General features: G+C 63.9%; 14 protein-coding genes and 1 pseudogene. 8 read left to right on the top strand and 7 right to left on the bottom strand.

Features of this window, described 5'->3' with window-relative positions:
* Positions 1-90: 90 nt before the first annotated feature.
* From ACHAC9_RS15730 to ACHAC9_RS15700, 7 genes and pseudogenes are all read right to left on the bottom strand, one after another.
* Positions 91-858 (bottom strand): annotated as a pseudogene (locus ACHAC9_RS15730) (N-acetylmuramoyl-L-alanine amidase); the annotation flags it as partial.
* Between the two features lie 30 nt (positions 859-888).
* Positions 889-1,812: a BadF/BadG/BcrA/BcrD ATPase family protein gene (locus ACHAC9_RS15725; protein ID WP_435761006.1), complete on the bottom strand. Its 924-nt coding sequence runs from the start codon at positions 1,810-1,812 to the stop codon at positions 889-891.
* 121 nt (positions 1,813-1,933) lie between these two features.
* The gene (locus ACHAC9_RS15720) at positions 1,934-3,532 is read right to left on the bottom strand and encodes a glycoside hydrolase family 10 protein (protein WP_435761290.1); all 1,599 of its coding nucleotides are present in this window, start codon (positions 3,530-3,532) and stop codon (positions 1,934-1,936) included.
* A gap of 34 nt (positions 3,533-3,566) precedes the next feature.
* On the bottom strand, positions 3,567-4,412 hold the full coding sequence (locus ACHAC9_RS15715) for an acyltransferase family protein (RefSeq protein WP_435761004.1): 846 nt from the start codon (positions 4,410-4,412) through the stop codon (positions 3,567-3,569).
* Positions 4,413-4,424: 12 nt separating this feature from the next.
* On the bottom strand, positions 4,425-5,690 hold the full coding sequence (locus ACHAC9_RS15710) for an MFS transporter (protein ID WP_435761002.1): 1,266 nt from the start codon (positions 5,688-5,690) through the stop codon (positions 4,425-4,427).
* A 76-nt stretch (positions 5,691-5,766) separates the two neighbouring features.
* Positions 5,767-6,645, bottom strand: coding sequence for an N-acetylmuramic acid 6-phosphate etherase (gene murQ / locus ACHAC9_RS15705; protein ID WP_435761000.1), 879 nt, complete (start codon positions 6,643-6,645; stop codon positions 5,767-5,769).
* A gap of 92 nt (positions 6,646-6,737) precedes the next feature.
* The gene (locus ACHAC9_RS15700; RefSeq protein WP_435760999.1) at positions 6,738-7,481 is read right to left on the bottom strand and encodes a GntR family transcriptional regulator; all 744 of its coding nucleotides are present in this window, start codon (positions 7,479-7,481) and stop codon (positions 6,738-6,740) included.
* A gap of 115 nt (positions 7,482-7,596) precedes the next feature.
* Here ACHAC9_RS15700 and ACHAC9_RS15695 point away from each other — a divergent pair, with 115 nt between their 5' ends.
* The 8 genes from ACHAC9_RS15695 (at position 7,597) to ACHAC9_RS15660 (ending at position 17,886) form a co-directional block, all read left to right on the top strand.
* Complete coding sequence (locus ACHAC9_RS15695) at positions 7,597-8,931, top strand: serine hydrolase domain-containing protein (RefSeq protein ID WP_435760998.1); 1,335 nt, start codon at positions 7,597-7,599, stop codon at positions 8,929-8,931.
* A 122-nt stretch (positions 8,932-9,053) separates the two neighbouring features.
* Positions 9,054-10,289, top strand: coding sequence for a D-amino acid dehydrogenase (locus ACHAC9_RS15690; RefSeq protein WP_435760997.1), 1,236 nt, complete (start codon positions 9,054-9,056; stop codon positions 10,287-10,289).
* A 73-nt stretch (positions 10,290-10,362) separates the two neighbouring features.
* Entirely contained in the window at positions 10,363-11,421 is a 1,059-nt protein-coding gene (locus tag ACHAC9_RS15685) for an AI-2E family transporter (RefSeq protein ID WP_435760996.1), read from the top strand.
* Between the two features lie 95 nt (positions 11,422-11,516).
* Positions 11,517-13,586, top strand: a complete 2,070-nt coding sequence (locus ACHAC9_RS15680; RefSeq protein WP_435760995.1) for a sensor histidine kinase — start codon at positions 11,517-11,519, stop codon at positions 13,584-13,586.
* Between the two features lie 66 nt (positions 13,587-13,652).
* Positions 13,653-14,099 (top strand): YchJ family protein, encoded by a 447-nt coding sequence (locus ACHAC9_RS15675; RefSeq protein ID WP_435760994.1) that lies wholly within the window; start codon positions 13,653-13,655, stop codon positions 14,097-14,099.
* A gap of 24 nt (positions 14,100-14,123) precedes the next feature.
* On the top strand, positions 14,124-15,731 hold the full coding sequence (locus ACHAC9_RS15670; RefSeq protein WP_435760993.1) for a carboxyl transferase domain-containing protein: 1,608 nt from the start codon (positions 14,124-14,126) through the stop codon (positions 15,729-15,731).
* A gap of 9 nt (positions 15,732-15,740) precedes the next feature.
* Positions 15,741-16,526: an enoyl-CoA hydratase/isomerase family protein gene (locus tag ACHAC9_RS15665; protein ID WP_435760992.1), complete on the top strand. Its 786-nt coding sequence runs from the start codon at positions 15,741-15,743 to the stop codon at positions 16,524-16,526.
* A 19-nt stretch (positions 16,527-16,545) separates the two neighbouring features.
* Positions 16,546-17,886, top strand: a complete 1,341-nt coding sequence (locus tag ACHAC9_RS15660; protein WP_435760991.1) for an adenosylmethionine--8-amino-7-oxononanoate transaminase — start codon at positions 16,546-16,548, stop codon at positions 17,884-17,886.
* The last annotated feature ends 2 nt before the right edge of the window (positions 17,887-17,888 follow it).

Here is a 17,888-nt window from a genome sequence, read left to right as displayed (position 1 = left end):
CACCGGGACCGCCGGCTGCGGGGCCGGCACCGGCATCGGCAGCGCCGGCACGCTCGGCACGGCCGGCAGCGGCGCGCTGGCCGGTGTCGTCAGTACTTCCAGCATGGCGGCCGTTTCCGCATCCGGTTCGCCGGCGATATTCGCCGGGCGGTATTTCATCTGGAAGGCGGCAATGACCGTCTTCGTCGGCTGGTCGAACACGCCGCTCTGGGAGAGTGCAAAACCGTGGCTGGCCAGCTTCTTCTGGAACCAGACCGCGTCCGGGGTCTGGATGTCGAACACCTGGCGCACGGCGGCGACGCGGTTCGCATCCGGCCACACGACCAGACCCGCCTTGGCCAGCTGGTACCACGGGAACATCGGACCCGGATCCTGCTTGCGCAGCGGAGCGATATCGCTGTGGCCGATGACGTTTTCCGGCTGGATGCCGTGGCGCGCGACGATCCCTTTGAGCAGCGGGATCAGGGCGTCGATCTGGGTTTGCGGGAACGGCGCGTAGACGCGTCCTGCCGGGGTATCCTTCCAGCCGGCATTCACGATCTCGATGCCGATCGAACTGTTGTTGAGCTGGGTGTACCCCTTCCAGCTCGAGATGCCGGCGTGGTAGGCGGCGCGGGTTTCGTCGACCAGGCCATACACGGTCGGCTTGACGTCGTCGGTGAGCAGGTAGTGGGAGCTCACTTGCTGCTCGGTCAGGATCTTCAGCGAGGACGGTTTGTCCGCGACGGTGTAGTGCAGCACCAGGAAGCGCACGCGGCTGGCCTGGCCCGTGGCCGAATAAGTCTTGTCGATGCCGTCGGGCGCGCTGGCACAACCGGCCAGCAAGGCGATCAGGAGGGTAGCTGCGAGGGATTTCATGGTGGTCCGTTTACATTAAAAAATCAGTGATCAAGGTGGGGTGTCGTCGAGGGCGGCCAGGCGGGCGGCGGCGTGGTGCGCACGCATCGCGCACTGCGTGATGATGGTATCCGGCGGCAGGCTGGCGCGCATGCTCGCTGCGATCGACGGGTGCAGCTCGGCGGCGCGGCCGCCCAGCGCCACCGGGCGCGGCCCGAAACGGCGAATCAGCGCCATGGCAAGGCGGCCCAGTTCGCGGCCGGCTTCTTCCAGAATCGCCGCGGCCGCCGCATCCTGCGCGGCGCTGGCGGCAACGGCCAAGGCCAGCTTGCCGACTTCGCCGCGTTCCTGTCCATAGATGAACTGGCGAGAATATGCCCAGTCCGATCCGCCGACGTATGCGAAGACGGCGCGCGCCATGGCGGAATCTTCCCAGCTGCCGGGCGCTTCATCCTCGAGGCGCCAGATGTGGCGCAGCGCTTCGCGCGCGATCCAGAATCCGCCGCCGCCATCGTCGAGCACGACGCCGCGTCCGCCGGCGCGATGAAACTGTCCGCCGGCATCGATGAAGGCGCCGATCGAGCCGGTGCCGGCATACACCAGGTAGCCTTCGCCGGGCGTAAAACTGGCGCGGTAGGCGATCTCGATGTCGTTGCACATGGCAATCGCCGCGGCTTGGATGCCGAGCAGTTCGGCCAGCCAGAGCGTCAATTGGGCGCCGTCGCCGCCGAAACCGGTGAGGCCGGCGCGCACGCGGACCGGCTGCGCTATCGCGAGCACGTCCTGGGCAAGCGTGGCAAAGGTGGCGTGCACGCTGGCGCGGCCATCGGGTTTGCTCATCTGCAGGGCGGACAGGCCGGCGACCGTGCCTTCGGCCAGGAGGGCGCCGTCCCCGGTCGCCAGCGCCCAGCGCGTCTGGGTGCCGCCGGCATCGATGCCCAGGCCGATGCCTGTATGAGGTCGAGAATTCAACATGAAGCGAGTGTAGGTCGGGGCGGCCAATGATGCGAATACATGGTGGCCGTCATTGCATGAGTAGAAGTGATGAATAAGGCCGTCAAACCATGAAGAAACGCACTATATCCTTCGGCAAACCTTAGAGCTTGCCCCAGACTTGAACGCGGTCGCCTTCGATACCCAGGCGATCCACGGCACCCACGAACACCGCATCCGGCGCCCCGAGCCGCGCATCGTCCGGCACCGTCCAGTCGACCTTCGACGCCGGCACGACCGTGAACTTCCACTCGTTGCCATGGCGCGCCCATACCGTGTACAGCGCGTTCGCCTTGCCGGCCGCCAGTTTTAAATCGACCCCTTTGGCAGTACGCACCGCTTTTACGCGCGGCAAGCCCGGTTTCACGTTGCCCAGCCAGGGCGTGGCCGGCACCAGGGCGGGCGTTGCATACGATCCCGTGCTCAGCTGGTCGGTGATGCCCTTGCGGTTCTGCATCAGGGCAACCATGCTGAAGTGTACGTGACCGCCCGCCTGCGGGCGCGCACGGGTGGAGGCGATCTGGTCGATGATTTCCTGCGGCTGATAATCCTTGCTCGGCGCGCCGATGCGGCTGGTGAACAGGCCCGGCCAGATGTGGCGGCCCTGCGTATTCTGGCCGATCCAGTAGTCGAGCAGCACATCGTACGCCTGCGGCGCCTGGCTACGCGCCCAGTACAGCTGCGGCGTGAAATAGTCGAGCCAGCCATTCTGCAGCCAGAGTTCCGCATCCGCGTACAGTTTGTCGTACTGCGAAAAGCCGGCGATGCCGCGCGGACGGCGGTCCGGGCGGCCCAGGCCAAAGGGACTGATACCGAAGCGCACCCAGCTCTTTTCGCGGTGGATGCCCTGGTACATGTCTTTAATTAAATCGTTGACGTTCTGACGGCGCCAGGATGGGCGGTCGAGCCTGCCGCCTCTGGCGAGATAACGCTCCCAGGCCGGCGTGTCCGGGAAATCGAGCTCGGCTTTCATCCCCGGCTTGCCGTCCAGCGCCGCCATGTTGCCGGCCACCGTTGGCGTCGCTTCGATCGGGTAGGGATAAAAATAATCGTCGATGTGCACGCCGTCGATGTCGTAGCGGCGCACCACGTCGAGCACCACGTCGAGCGTCTGCTTCGACGCCGATTCCTCGCCCGGGTCCATCCACATGAACTTGCCGTAGCGGCGCACGGCGGACGGGTTGGCACGGGTGATGTGATTACTTGCCACCGGCGAACGGGCGCCGTCGTGGCGCGCGCGGTAGGGGTTGAACCAGGCGTGCAGTTCGAGGCCGCGCGCATGCGCCTCCGTCACCCAGAATTTCAAGGGGTCGTACCAGGGCTGCGGCGCCTGGCCCTGGGCGCCGGTGAGATACTCCGACCAGGGTTCGATCGGCGAAGCATACATGGCGTCGGCCGAGGGACGCACCTGCAGCACGATCGCGTTCAAATTCATGGCCCTGGCGCGGTCGAGGATGGCGATGGCTTCCGCCTGCTGCTGCGGGGCTTTTAAATTTTGGCGGCTCGGCCAGTCGATATTCGCGACCGTCGAGACCCAGGCGGCGCGGAACTCGCGCGGCGCGGCGGGCGGGAACTTGCCGCTGGCGACAATCCTGTCCTTTGGCGTCGTCACGCTTTTTTGCGTGGTCGAGCAGCTCGCCAGGAAACCGCTCAGGGACAACATGCCCGCCAAGCCCGCCAGCGCCAACGCGCGTTTTTTCATATCAGCCACTACCGCTCCCACATGTTGTTGATCGTTATACTTTGACAAACCATTTTTTGCGCCACATGCCCCACGCCAGCGCGAACATGCAGGCGTTGAACAGCAGCGCGTACAGCGTGCGGCCCAGCGATACCGTGGTGCCATCCTGGGTCAGCTTGATACACCCGAGCATCTTCGCCACCAGCCCCGAGAACGCGAAGATGAACAGCGCATTCATGCCGTAGATCTGGAACGGCCGGGTCCAGCGCGCCGCCGCTTCACGCACGCCGGCATGGGGATTCACATCCAGCAGCCAGAAGAAGGCGCTGAATAGTAGCAAAGCCCAGCCCGTCATCAGGAAACAATAGGAAGGCGTCCACAGGCTTTTGTTGATCGGCATGAGGATGGCGTCGGCAATCACCCCCAACCAGAGGAACAGCAAGCCGGCCAGCAACAGCCAGACGGTCTGCTCGGTGCGGATGAGCAGCTGCATGCGCCAGCCGCAATAGACGACGGTTGGCGCCGCGAGCAGCGTGCACAGGGCGATGCGCTGCAGTACGCCAGGAATCCGTACGGTCTCAACATTGAAATGCGGGATCAGGTTCAGCAGGAAGCCGATCAGGAAGATGAGCACCGCACGTTTTGCCAGTTTAATGAGCAGCTGCGGCTTGTCGGCGCCTTGCTCCGCCAGGCGGCCCAGCGAGAGCGCCATCGCCACGCCGCCAATAAACAGGAAGAAGGGGAAGATGGTGTCGGTAAACGTCCAGCCGTGCCATGGGGCGTGGGCCAGTTGCGAATACAGGCTGCTCCAGTCGCCGGGGTTGTTGACCAGCACCATGGCGGCAATGGTAAAACCGCGGAAGGCGTCGAGCGAGTTCAGGCGGCCAGGAACAGCATGCATTTCCAAACGCCCTTACTTCTTCCCGAACTCCGGATCAATCTTCACCAGCCCGGCCATAATGAATGCCGGAATCGTCGCAATACACACCCAGATAAAGAAGTTTTTATAGCCCAGGTATTCCTGCAAATCTCCGCTCCACATGCCAGGCACCATCATGCCCAGCGCCATCAGGCCAGTGCAGATCGCATAGTGCGCGGTCTTGTGTTCGCCATCGGCGACCATGATCATGTACAGCATCATGGCGGTAAAACCGAAGCCATAGCCAAATTGCTCGATCGCGAGGAAGGCCGAGATCAGGTAGAGACTTGTCGGCTGCGCCTGCGACAGATACACGAACACCAGGTCCGGCAAATGCACGGCAAACACCATCAGCCACAGGCAGCGTTTCAAACCCAGGCGCGAAATCAGGTAGCCGCCGGCCAGGCCGCCGATGGTGAGCGAAATGATGCCGATCGTGCCGTAGGCCCAGCCGTACTGGGCAGTCGTCAAGCCGAGGCCGCCTTCCGCCAACGGATCCTTCAGGAAGGGCGCCACCAGTTTCAGGAGTTGCGCTTCGCCGAGGCGGAAGGTCAAAATGAAACCGAGGATCAGCCAGATATCGCGCTTGCGGAAGAACGAACCAAAGGTACCGAAGAATTCGCGCAGCGGATTGGCGCCCTTGGCGACCGCGTGATCGGCTTCCGGCGTCGGCAGCACCAGCTGGTGCCAGGCAAAGGCCAGGGTAAACACGCCGGCCAGTACAAAGAAGACAATCGACCAGGCCTTGTGCGCGTCGCCCAGGGAGACGGCGAGATAACCGGCCAGCACCACCAGCGGCCCCTGCCCGGCCAGCGTCGCCAAACGGTAAAAGGTGCTGCGCACGCCGACGAAGGCCGCCTGGTCCTTCTGGCGCAGGCCCAGCATATAAAAGCCGTCGGCCGAGATGTCGTGGGTGGCGGAGCTGAATGCCATCAGCCACATGACGGCCAGGCTGACGCTGAAGAATGCGGGCAGGTGCAGCACCGTGCCGACCGCCACCAGCGAGGCGGCCACGGCCAGTTGCAGCAGCACCGTCCAGCGCCGCTTGGTGCCGAACATATCCACAACGGGCGACCACAGCGGCTTTATCACCCAGGGCAGGTAGAGCAGGCTGGTGTAGAAGGCGATGTCGGAGTTCGACACCCCCAGGTCCTTGTACATGATGACCGACAGGCTCATCGCGACGACATACGGAATGGCCTGGGCAAAGTACAGCGATGGCACCCACAGCCACGGACTTTTCGCTTGAGAATTTTTCATGAGGCTTTCGTGATCGGGAATCATTTAACCGGCTCGCCCGCTGCGAGAGCGGCAGGCAAGCCCCTCCCAGTCACGGCTAAGCCAAGGCCTGGCGCACGCTGCCGTGCGCCGCTTCCAATACAGCCCGTGCTCGCTCGACATCGGTTTTTTTGGACAAGGCCACGATCGCGGTCTTGACGTGGAAATCGCATTGTTCCAGCACCGCGCGCGCCGCCTCTTCGTCGACGCCGGTGGCGAACGCGGTCAGGCGGATGGCGCGCCGTACCAGCTTGGCGTTGGTCGCCTTCAAGTCTACCATCAGGTTGCCGTAAACCTTGTTCAAACGCACCATCAAGGCACTCGAAAAAGTGTTCAAGGCAATCTTTTGCGCGGTCCCGGCCTTTAGGCGCGTGCTGCCGGAAATGACTTCCATGCCGGTGTCGAGGGTGACGCCGATGTCCGCCTCGTTCGCGACCGGGGCGTCGACATTGTTGGCAAAACCGATCGTCAAAGCGCCCAGCTCGCGTGCGGCGCGCAGGGCGCCCAGCACATAGGGCGTGCCACCGGAGGCGGCGATGAGTAAAACGACGTCGTCGTTTGTCACGTTCAGGGAACGCAGGTCGGCCGCGCCCTGGACAATATCGTCCTCGGCCCCTTCGACGGCGACGAACATCGCGTCGTTGCCGCCGGCCAGCAGCGCCACGGCGCGCCCATGCGGCCAGGAGAAGGTCGGGTACAGTTCAACGCTGTCGAGCACACCGAGGCGGCCCGAGGTGCCGGCGCCGACATAGATCAGGCGTCCACCCGCCTCCACCCGCGGCAGCGCGGCGGCCACCGCGGCGGCGATGCGCGGCGCGGCGGCGCGCACGGCATTGACTGCATTCATCTGGTCGTCCACCAGCACATTCACCAGGTCCGCGGTGGGGTACTGGTCGAGCAGGACGTGGTCCTGGGCTGGGGTTTCGGTTTTCAGCATGATGGCGGTCCGGCGGAGTATCGATAAAACCAGTGTAATACCAATTGAAGGAGCCCAGCCATGAAAGGAAGGGACAAACGCATACCAAAAAGTTATGCCGGCGCGCGCCGCAGCTCGGCCACGAAATCATAGTAATCGCTGCGGCAATACGAATGCGTCAGTTCCACGGCAACGCCCGATTCCAGGTAGCCGACGCGGGTGATGAACAGCACCGCCTGCCCTTCCGGCACGCCCAGTTGATGCGCCAGTTCGGTGGAAGCGTTCATCGCGCGGATGTGCTGCAGCGCGCGCACCGGCATCTGCCCGCCGCGTTCCAGGTGGGCATACAAGGAATGGTCGACTGCCTCGGGATCGGGCAGCACGCTGGCCGGGATCACGCTCGTTTCATAGGCCATCACCACATCGTCGGCCAGGCGCAATCGCTCCAGGCGTGCCACCCGGGCGCCGGGCGACAGGCCCAGCGCCAGTTGCTCGTCGGCGTCGGCCGCCACCACGTCGCGCCGCAGCCAGCGCGAATTGGGCGTGTAGCCGCGCTGCTGCAACTGCTCGGAAAAGCTCGACAGGTTCGATAATGGCTGCTCGATGCGCGGGGCAATGTAGTTGCCGGAACCGCGACGGCGCACGACCAGCCCCTGCTCGACCAGTTGATCGATCGCTTTACGCGCCGTGACGCGCGAGACGCCCTGCTGCTCGGACAGCGTGCGTTCTGAGGGCAGCGCCTGGTCGGCCTGGTAGCGGCCCTCGCGCACGTCCCGGGTGAGTTTGCGCGCCAGCTGCAGGTACAGGGGCGAGCTATCGTTGAGATCGATCTTGAAATCGATGGTGGCTTGGTTCATGTTCTTCTGCGGGTATGGATCACCGCCAGTGTAAGGGGAGTGCGCGCCAGGCAGGCTGAAAATTCTGCCATTTGCAGATTATGATGTTGCATACGCGTCGATACGAGGGGACGGCATGAATGGAAACAGGAGAACACTGCTTGGACTGGGCCTATTCGGTGCATTCGAGCCGGTGCTGGCGGCGCTTCCCGTGAGCGGCGGTGCTCGTGCGTTTACAACGCTCGAGCGCGAGCTGGCGGCCATCGTCACGGACCCTGCCTGCGAACTGGCGAGCCTGTCGGTGCTGGCGATCCGCGACGGCAAGCTCGCTTATGAAGGCCAGTTCGGCCGGCGCCGGATCGGCAACGGAGAAGGCCCGGACCTGCCTGCGAACCGGGACACCCTGTATCGGATCGCCTCGATCTCGAAGATGATGACGACCCTCGGCCTGATGCGCCTGGTCGAGGAGGGAAAGGCCGAACTCGACGCCGATGTTTCCGCCTACCTGGGCTTTACGCTGCGCAATCCCCGCTTCCCCGAGCGAGCGATCACCCTGCGCCACCTGCTCACCCACACGTCCTCGCTGCGCGACGACGCCGGTTATTCCTTCCCGGCCGGCACCGCCTTGCAGGAGTGCGTCACGCCCGGCGCGCGCCTCCATGGCGAGGGCAAGATGTGGGCAAGGGAGGCCGGGGCCGGCGACTATTTCACGTATTGCAACCTCGGCTGGGGCGTCATCGGTACCCTGATGGAGCGGATCACGGGCGAGCGTTTCGACCGCCTCATGGGGCGCCTGCTGCTGCAACCGCTCGGTCTGACGGCCGGCTACAACCCGTCCGCACTACCGCCGGCGGCGCTCACTAACCTCGCCACCTTGTACCGCAAGCGCACGCTCGACACTGAAATCTGGAGTGCACATGGCCCCTGGATCGCCCAGGTCGATGACTACCATACACGGCCACCGAGCCCGCCACCGGGCATCGAGCGCTACGTCATCGGCGAGAACGCCACGCCCTTCAGCCCGACGGGGGGCCTGCGCATTTCGGCGCGCGACCTGGGGGTCGTCATGCTGATGCTGATGAACGGCGGCGTGCATGAGGGACGACGCATCCTGCAGACCGGCACGCTCGCGCGCATGTTCGCGCGCCAGTGGACCGCGGACGGTAACAACGGCAACGGTGATACGTCGAATGGCTTTTTCAACTGCTGGGGCCTGGGCAATGCCCAGTTCCCGGACCAGCCGGGACGGCGCCTGGTCGAGGGCGGTTTTGATGCGCTCGGGCACCTGGGCGACGCTTATGGCTTGCGCTCGGTGTTCGCGGCGGATCTGCAAGGCCGCAGCGGCATGATCGTGCTCGCCGGCGGTACCTCGAGCGACCCTGGTCTGCAAAAAGGCCGGTACTCGGCGCTGGCGCGCTATGAGGAACGTATATTGACGAGCATGTTTCGGCACGCCATCGCCGATCAGTAAAAGACATTGTCACTGGCATCCTCATGACTGCCGGTTATGGCGTGGCGTCCCACTTTCATTGGCCCTCTGCGCCGCCAGCCCCTAAGCTCTTCCCCTATGTCAGTAAATAACGGTGTAGCGGGATGCAGCAAGTAATCGTCATCGGTGGCGGCGTGGTGGGTCTGACTTCGGCCTGGTGGCTGCTCGAGGCCGGCTTTGGCGTGACCGTCGTCGAGCGTGCGCCGGAAGTGGCCAGCGGCGCCAGTTACGGCAATGGCGGCCAGCTGAGCTACCGCTATGTCTCTCCGCTGGCCGACGCCGGCGTGCCCTTGAAGGCCATTGCATGGCTGTTCCAGGAACACGGCCCGCTGCGTTTCAAACCCGAACTCGACCTGCGCCAGTGGACCTGGCTGGCCAGCTTCCTCGGCCAGTGCACCGCGTCTGCCAACCGCCGCACTACGGCAAAATTGCTGGAACTGGGAGAGTTGTCCCGGTCAAGCATGAAGGGGCTGGAAAACATCGTCTCGCCCGACGATTTCGCCTGGCGCGATGCCGGCAAACTCGTGGTGTACCGGTCGTCGAAGCTGTTCGAGCAAGCGGCCGGCAAGGCCACGGCCGGCGAGATCTGGAGCGGCGCCGAATGCGCAACGCGCGAACCCGCGCTGGCCGCGGCCCGCGTGCAGCTTGCAGGCGGCATCTACAACAACGGCGAAGCAGTGGCCGATTGCCACGCCTTTTGCGTGGCGCTCGCTGAGCGCGTGCGCCTGCACCCGCGGTTTAACGGGTTTGTCCAGGCCGACGTGACGCGCATCGCGGCGACCGGCGGCAAAGTCGTGGGTCTGGATACGAGTGTCGGCGCGATCGGCGGCGACGCCTTCGTGCTGGCGGCCGGCATCGAAAGCCGCAATCTCGCCGCGCATGTCGGCATCAGGCTGCCGCTCTACCCTTTGAAGGGTTACAGCCTGACGGCGCCGATCCGGCCAGGGGACACCGCGCCCGAGATCAGCGTGACCGACTTCGAGCGCAAGGTGCTGTATGCGCGCATCGGCGACAAGCTGCGCGTGGCGGCGATGGTCGACATCGTCGGCGAAGACGTGCAACTCGATCCGAAGCGCATCGACAGCCTGACGCGGCAAGTACAGGAAACCATGCCGCACGCGGCCGACTACGGACGCCTGTCCGCCTGGGCCGGCCTGCGCCCGGCCACGCCGAACAGCGCGCCGATCATCGGCGCCACGCGCCTGTCGAACCTGTGGCTGAACGTCGGCCACGGCCCGCTCGGTTTTACCTTTGCCGCCGGCACCGCACGCGTGCTGGCCGACCTGATGCTGGAGAAAGCGCCGCCGTTTGCGCTGGACATGCTGGCGCTGCAGCGCTGAGGCGAGGGCGGCGCATGGGCGCGCCCCGAATGCACTATCATGAGCACAAGATTATAAAAAGAGCATCGGCATCATGATCCAGTACAACCTGCAGCAAAAATTCTTCCTGCTCCTCCTGGCCCTGGTCACCCTGGCCTTCATCTACATCCTGCTGCCGTATTCCGGCGCCATCTTCTGGGGCGTGGTGCTGGCCATCCTGTTTTCCTCGCTCCACCGCCGCATACTGCGCGAAACGAAGCACAAGCCGACGCTCGCCGCCCTGATCACGCTGCTGTTGATCATCGTGATGGTGATCCTGCCGCTGTCCCTGATCACGGCCTCGCTGGTGAAGCAGGCGGCCGCGGTGTACGAGATGATCAATTCGGGGCAAATCAATTTTGGTGCCTATTTCCTGAGCATCATGAAAGCGCTGCCCCAGTGGATGGTGAACCTGCTGGAACGCTTCGAGCTGACCGACCTTGCGTCCTTGCAGCAAAAACTGTCGGAAGGCGCTGCCCAGGTCAGCCAGACGGTGGCGCGCCAGGCCATCGCGATCGGCAGCAAAACCTTCGACTTCCTGGTCGGCCTGTTCGTGATGCTGTATTTATTGTTCTTCCTGCTGCGCGATGGCCAGTCGCTGGCCACCCGCATCAAGCATGCTTTCCCGCTCGGCAGCAAATACAAGCAGCGCCTGTTCAACAACTTCACGACCGTGATCCGCGCCACCGTCAAGGGCAATGTGCTGGTCGCCATGGCGCAAGGGGCGCTCGGTGGACTGATTTTCTGGTTCCTCGGGGTCGAGGGACCGCTGCTGTGGGCCGTGGTGATGGCCTTCCTGTCGCTGCTGCCGGCCGTCGGCGCAGCCATCGTCTGGGCGCCCGTCGCCATTTATTTCCTCGTCACGGGTGCGATCTGGCAGGGCGTGGTCCTGATCGCCTTCGGCGTGATCGTTATTGGCCTGGTCGATAACGTGCTGCGTCCGCTTCTGGTGGGCAAGGATACGAAGATGCCGGACTACCTGGTACTGCTCTCGACGATTGGCGGCATGGCCCTGTTCGGCTTGAACGGTTTCGTGATCGGTCCGGTCATCGCGGCGCTGTTCCTCGCGTGCTGGGATTTGTTTGTGTCGACCGAGGAATTCCAGCTGCATTGACAAGATGGCCCGGGCAAGGTGTGATAGTCGAGCGGACCACGTAAAACTATGACATCATGCCGCGCGCAACCCTTTTACGCTCGCCTCCGGACCCCATGTCGCTCGACCCAACACCCGCCCCATCAGGCCTCGACCGCCGCGCCAGTTCCGAGAGACGGTTCCAGGAATTGTTCGAGCAGGCGCCGACCAGCATCCAGATCCTCGGGCCCGGGGGCTACACGCTGCGCGTGAACCAGGCATGGCAAGACCTGTGGCACATCCGTGCCGGTACGCCGCTGCACGCCTTCGTCCTCAGCACTGACTACTGCCTGCTGCAAGACCCGCAACTGGTCACCAGCGGCGTGGCCGCCTATCTGGCGCGGGCACTGGACGGGGAATCGGTGGAAATTCCGGCCATCTACTACGACGTCGGCGAGCTGGGGACCAGCGGCCGGCCGCGCTGGGTCACCGCGCGTGCGCACCCGATCAAGGATGGTGCCGGGCGCACCGTCGAAGTGATGCTGATGCACGAGGACATCACCGATCAGGTGGCGGCCGAAACGGCGCTGCGCGAGCGCGAAGAACGCTTCCGCTCGCTCGTCATGGCGACCTCGCAGATTATCTGGACGAATACGCCTGACGGCCGCGTGCTTGACGATTCGCCGTCATGGCGCGCCTTTACCGGCCAGTCTTACGACGAGTGGAAGGACTTCGGCTGGCTTGACGCCCTGCATCCGGATGACCGCGAAAAAACCCGGTCTGTCTGGATTGCGTGCGTCGCGAGCCAATCGGTCTTCGAGACCGAATACCGCCTGCGCCGGATCGACGGCATGTACCGCTGGACCGCTGTCAAAGGCATTCCTCTGGTCGACGCCCACGGCGCCGTGCGCGAGTGGGTCGGCGCGAATACCGACATTCACGAGAAGGTGATGGCGCAAACCGAACTGGCCGAGCGTCTCGAGCACGAACGGCGCCATTCGGCCCTGCTGGTCAAAGTGGCGCAGGCTTCGCGTACCCTCGGCAGCGCCCTGTCGAGCGATGACATCGCGGCAGGATTGGTCGAGGAAGTGCGCAATATTCTCGAGGTGCATCAGGCAGTCGTCTCCCTGACCGAAGGAGAAAACTGGGCGCAGGCGATCAATGCCGTGTCGATGTCCGAGAAATACGCGGCCTTCCGGAGCTATGCGACAAAAACCGATGGCTCCGGCATCTACGCCGAGGTATGCCGTACCAACCAGGTCATGCGCCTGACCCAGGCGGAGCTGGAAGCCCATCCGGCCTGGAAAGGTTTCGGCGACCACGCAGCGCAGCATCCGGCCATGCGCGGCTGGCTCGCCGTGCCGCTGGTCGACCGCAAGGGCAGGAATATCGGCCTGATCCAGGCATCGGACAAGTTCGAGGGCGATTTTACCGAGCAGGACGAGGCGATATTGGTGCAGCTGGCCTCGATTGCCGCGAACGGTTTTGAAAATGCCCGCCTGTACAGTTCCTTGAAAGAGCAGGACCGCCGCAAGGACGAGTTCCTTGCGATGCTGGCGCATGAACTGCGCAACCCGCTGGCGCCGATCGCCTCCGCCGCCGAGCTGCTGAAAATCGGCATCGCCAGCGAGGAACGGGTGCGCCGTTCGAGCGAAGTCATCAGCCGGCAAGTAAAACACATGACCTCGCTGATCGACGACCTGCTCGACATCTCGCGCGTCACGCGCGGCCTGATTCAACTGGAAAACGTCGTGGTCGATATGCGCGCCACCATCCGCAGCGCCGTCGAGCAAGCGCGGCCCCTGATCGAGGCGCGCGAACATGTCTTGACAATCGAACAGGATCCCGCTGACACCCAGGTCGCGGGTGACCCGAACCGGCTGGTGCAGGTCGTGGCCAATCTGTTGAACAATGCGGCGAAATACACACCGCGCGGCGGACGCATCCTGCTGGCGGTCGAGCGCGATGCGAAAAGCGTGCACATCCGCGTGCAGGACAACGGCATCGGCATCGACAAGAATTTGTTGCCGCACGTATTCGACCTGTTCACCCAGGCCGAACGCACGCCGGACCGTTCACAAGGCGGGCTCGGGATCGGCCTGGCGCTGGTGAAAAACGTTGTGGGGCTGCACGGCGGAACGGTGACGGCGCACAGCGAAGGGCCGGGCGCGGGCAGCACCTTGACGGTGTCGCTGCAAACAATTTAGGCAGGGCTAGTTCCTGTAGCCAGTCCGCCAGCGTCGGTCTGCCTGAAAATCGCGGATAATCGCCGCATGTCCACACCGACCAATTCGCCCAAGACCTGCCCCTGCGGCGGGGCCTCGTTTGCCACCTGCTGCGGCCCCTTCATTGCCGGCGACGCCCTGCCGCCCACGGCCGAAGCGCTGATGCGCTCACGCTACACGGCCTACACCCAGCGCAATGACACCTACCTGCGCGCGACCTGGCATGCCAGCACGCGGCCCGTCGACGCCATCGTCGACCCGGACGAGCACCTGCGCTGGCTCGGCCTCGAGATAAAATCTGCTTTACGTTTACGTCAACGTAAAGCAGAATTGCCGGATCATCCAGAGTGTGACACCGTTGAATTCGTCGCGCGCTTCAAGGTGGGTGGGTGCGCGCACCGGCTGCACGAGACCAGCCGCTTCCTGCGCGAACCCGATCCGGACCTGGGCGGCACGCCGCGCTGGTTCTACCTGGACGGCACATTTCCCAAGTAAGAACAGATTAAAACAGAGGACGGCATGCCCCATATCGAGAGCAAACTCAACCCACGCGGCGACGATTTCAAAGCCAATGTCGCGGCCATGCAGGTCATCGTCGACGATTTACGGTCGAAAGTGGCGGCGATTGCCAAGGGCGGCGGCGAAGCAGCCAGCGCGAAACACGTCGCGCGCGGCAAACTGCTGCCGCGCGACCGCGTGCAGATGCTGCTCGATCCCGGTACCCCCTTCCTCGAGTTCTCCCAGCTTGCCGCCTACGACATGTACGACGGCGCAGCGCCTGCCGCCGGCATCATCACGGGCATTGGCCGCGTCGCCGGCCAGGAGTGCGTGATCGTCTGTAACGATGCCACCGTCAAGGGCGGCACCTATTATCCGATGACGGTCAAAAAACACCTGCGCGCCCAGGAAATCGCCGAGCAAAACAATTTGCCCTGCATTTACCTGGTCGACTCGGGCGGTGCCAACCTGCCGAACCAGGACGACGTGTTCCCGGACCGCGACCATTTCGGACGCATTTTCTTTAACCAGGCCAACCTGTCCGCCAAGGGCATTCCGCAGATCGCCGTCGTCATGGGGTCCTGCACCGCCGGCGGCGCGTATGTACCCGCGATGAGCGACGAGTCGATCATCGTCAAGGAACAAGGCACCATTTTCCTGGGCGGCCCGCCTTTGGTCAAAGCGGCGACCGGTGAAGTCGTCACCGCCGAAGACCTGGGTGGCGGCGACGTCCACACCCGGCTCTCGGGCGTGGTCGACCATCTGGCGCAGAACGATTTACACGCGCTGTCGCTGGCGCGCACGATTGTCTCGAACCTGAACCGCACCAAGCTGGTGCAGGGTGCAACGCGCGCGTCGACAGAACCGGCCTATTCTCCGCAAGAGTTGTACGGCGTGATTCCCGTCGATACGCGCAAGCCCTTCGATGTGCGCGAAGTCATCGCGCGCGTGGTCGACGGCAGCGAATTCGACGAATTCAAGGCGCGATACGGCACCACGCTGGTGTGCGGCTTCGCCCACATCTACGGCGTGAAAGTCGGCATCATCGCGAACAATGGCATCCTGTTCTCGGAGTCGGCTTTAAAAGGGACGCATTTTATTGAACTGTGCTGCCAGCGCAAGATCCCGCTCGTGTTCCTGCAGAACATCACCGGCTTCATGGTCGGTAGAAAATATGAAAACGAGGGCATCGCCCGGAATGGCGCCAAGATGGTGACGGCCGTCGCCACGGCCGCGGTACCAAAATTCACGGTCATCATCGGCGGCAGTTTTGGCGCCGGCAACTACGGCATGTGCGGCCGCGCGTTTTCTCCGCGCTTCTTGTGGATGTGGCCGAACGCGCGCATTTCCGTGATGGGCGGCGACCAGGCGGCGTCGGTGCTGGCGACAGTCAAACGCGACGGCATCGAGGGTAAAGGCGGACAGTGGAGTGGCGAAGAGGAAGCCGCGTTCAAGCAGCCGATCAAGGAACAATATGAACACCAGGGCCACCCGTATTACGCCAGTGCGCGCCTGTGGGATGACGGCGTCATCGATCCGGCCGACACGCGCATGGTGCTGGGGCTGGGCCTGTCGGCGGCATTGAACGCGCCGATCGAAGAGACGAAGTTCGGCGTCTTCCGGATGTAAGGCGTGAACATGAACTACGAGACCCTCACCATCACGGTGGCCGACAAGGTCGCCACCGTCACCCTGAACCGCCCGGAGCTGCGCAACGCGTTCAATGAAAGCGCGATCGCCGAACTGGCGCTGGCCTTCGATGAACTCGGCCGCAATGAACTGGTGCGCGCGGTCGTGCTGGCGGCGAACGGCCCGGCCTTCTGCGCCGGCGCCGATTTGAACTGGATGAAGAAAATGGCCGGCTACTCGCATGACGAGAACCGCGCCGACGCTTCTCGCCTGGCCGACATGCTGCGCACGATTTACCTGTGCCCGAAGCCGACGGTGGCCAAGGTGCAGGGCGACTGCTATGCCGGCGGCATGGGCCTGGTCGCTGCCTGCGACATCGTTGTCGCCGCGGAAGGAGTAAACTTCTGCCTTTCGGAAGTCAAATTGGGGCTGATCCCGGCGACCATTTCTCCGTATGTGATCAAGGCGATGGGCGAGCAGGCCGCGCGCCGCTATTTTTTGACGGCCGAGCGGTTCGACACGGCGGCGGCGCTGCGGATCGGCTTTGCGCACGAAGTGGTGGCGCCTGACGCACTCGACACCACGGTGGCGGGACTGGTGAAAGCACTGGTCTCGAACAGCCCGAACGCCGTGCTCGAAGCGAAAAAGCTGGTGCGCGACGTCGTCGGCCAGCCGGTGGGCGATGCCCTCCTGCTCGATACCGCCGAGCGCATCGCCGCGATCCGGGCATCGAGCGAAGGACGCGAAGGCGTGGCATCCTTCCTCGAGAAACGCAAGCCGGCGTGGCTGAACTAGACAAGCAACGGGATTCATTGTGAAGCACCAGACATCGTCCGACTGGATCGCACGCAGCCTGCGCAGCGTGTGGCACCCCTGCACGCAGATGCAGCACCACGAACAGGTGCCACTGATCGCGGTCGCCCGGGCCAAGGGAGCCTGGCTGTACGACCACGAAGAGCGGCGCTATCTCGACGCCATCAGCTCCTGGTGGGTGAACCTGTTCGGCCATGCGAATCCGCGCATCAATGCGGCCTTGAAGGACCAGCTCGACACGCTGGAACACGCGATGCTGGCCGGTTTCACCCACGAGCCGGTGATTGAACTGTCGGAGCAGCTGGCCGCGCTGACCGGGCACGCGCTCGGCCACGCCTTCTATGCGTCCGACGGCGCCTCGGCGGTCGAGATCGCGATGAAGATGAGTTTTCACGCGTGGCGCAATGCGGGTTTCAGCGACAAGCAGGAATTCGTCTGCCTGCAGGGCAGCTATCACGGCGAGACCATCGGCGCCTTGTCGGTGACCGATGTCCCGCTGTTCAAGGACGCTTACGGCCCGCTCTTGCGCGCATCCCACGTGGTGGCTTCGCCCGATGCGCGCAACGCGATGGAAGGCGAGTCCGACCAGGACGTGGCGCGCCGTGCCATACAAGATGTGGAACGGCTGTTCGAAGAGCGCGGCAACAAGATTGCGGCGATCATTGTCGAGCCGCTGGTGCAGTGCGCGACCGGCATGGCGATGCACGATCCGCTCTACCTGGAACTGCTGCGCGAACTGTGCGACCGCCACCACGTGCACCTGATCGCCGACGAGATCGCGGTCGGGTGTGGGCGCACCGGCACCTTCTTCGCCTGCGAGCAGGCCGCGATCTGGCCGGATTTCCTGTGTCTGTCGAAAGGCATCAGCGGCGGCTATCTGCCGCTGTCGCTGGTGCTCACTACCGACGCCATTTATCAGTCGTTCTACAGCGAAGACATCAGGCGCGGCTTTCTGCATTCGCACTCGTACACGGGTAACGCGCTGGCCTGCCGCGCGGCCTTGGCGACCTTGCAGATTTTCCGCGACGACGACGTGTTGAACCGCAATCGCGCGCTGGCGACGAAACTCACGATTGCGATGGCGCCGCTGGCCGGGCACGCGCGCGTGCGCCACTTCCGCCAGCGCGGCATGATCTTCGCGTTCGATGCGATCGAGCCGGATGCCGAGCGGGCGTCGAGCTTCGCACGGCGCTTTTTTACTAGCGCCATCGACAACGAACTGCTGCTGCGCCCGATCGGCCGCACCGTGTATGTGATGCCGCCGTATGTGCTGGACGAGGAAGAAATCGACTTGCTCGGTGTGCGCGTTAAATCCGTGTTCGACTCCGTGATGGCAACATGAGC

This window comes from Massilia sp. CMS3.1 (assembly GCF_051262535.1).
Lineage (GTDB): Bacteria > Pseudomonadota > Gammaproteobacteria > Burkholderiales > Burkholderiaceae_D > Telluria.
Note: the sequence above shows the minus strand (reverse complement) of the source record. Positions and strands in the feature narration are given on the sequence as shown.

Excerpts from the sequence above, each read along its gene's own strand:
- ACHAC9_RS15720 (WP_435761290.1), bottom strand. The coding sequence starts at position 3,532 with ATGAAAAAACGCGCGTTGGCGCTGGCGGGCTTGGCGGGCATGTTGTCC.
- ACHAC9_RS15700 (WP_435760999.1), bottom strand. The coding sequence starts at position 7,481 with ATGAACCAAGCCACCATCGATTTCAAGATCGATCTCAACGATAGCTCG.
- ACHAC9_RS15680 (WP_435760995.1), top strand. The coding sequence starts at position 11,517 with ATGTCGCTCGACCCAACACCCGCCCCATCAGGCCTCGACCGCCGCGCC.
- ACHAC9_RS15710 (WP_435761002.1), bottom strand. The coding sequence starts at position 5,690 with ATGAAAAATTCTCAAGCGAAAAGTCCGTGGCTGTGGGTGCCATCGCTG.
- murQ (WP_435761000.1), bottom strand. The coding sequence starts at position 6,645 with ATGCTGAAAACCGAAACCCCAGCCCAGGACCACGTCCTGCTCGACCAG.
- ACHAC9_RS15685 (WP_435760996.1), top strand. The coding sequence starts at position 10,363 with ATGATCCAGTACAACCTGCAGCAAAAATTCTTCCTGCTCCTCCTGGCC.
- ACHAC9_RS15690 (WP_435760997.1), top strand. The coding sequence starts at position 9,054 with ATGCAGCAAGTAATCGTCATCGGTGGCGGCGTGGTGGGTCTGACTTCG.
- ACHAC9_RS15665 (WP_435760992.1), top strand. The coding sequence starts at position 15,741 with ATGAACTACGAGACCCTCACCATCACGGTGGCCGACAAGGTCGCCACC.
- ACHAC9_RS15695 (WP_435760998.1), top strand. The coding sequence starts at position 7,597 with ATGAATGGAAACAGGAGAACACTGCTTGGACTGGGCCTATTCGGTGCA.
- ACHAC9_RS15725 (WP_435761006.1), bottom strand. The coding sequence starts at position 1,812 with ATGTTGAATTCTCGACCTCATACAGGCATCGGCCTGGGCATCGATGCC.
- ACHAC9_RS15715 (WP_435761004.1), bottom strand. The coding sequence starts at position 4,412 with ATGCATGCTGTTCCTGGCCGCCTGAACTCGCTCGACGCCTTCCGCGGT.
- ACHAC9_RS15675 (WP_435760994.1), top strand. The coding sequence starts at position 13,653 with ATGTCCACACCGACCAATTCGCCCAAGACCTGCCCCTGCGGCGGGGCC.
- ACHAC9_RS15670 (WP_435760993.1), top strand. The coding sequence starts at position 14,124 with ATGCCCCATATCGAGAGCAAACTCAACCCACGCGGCGACGATTTCAAA.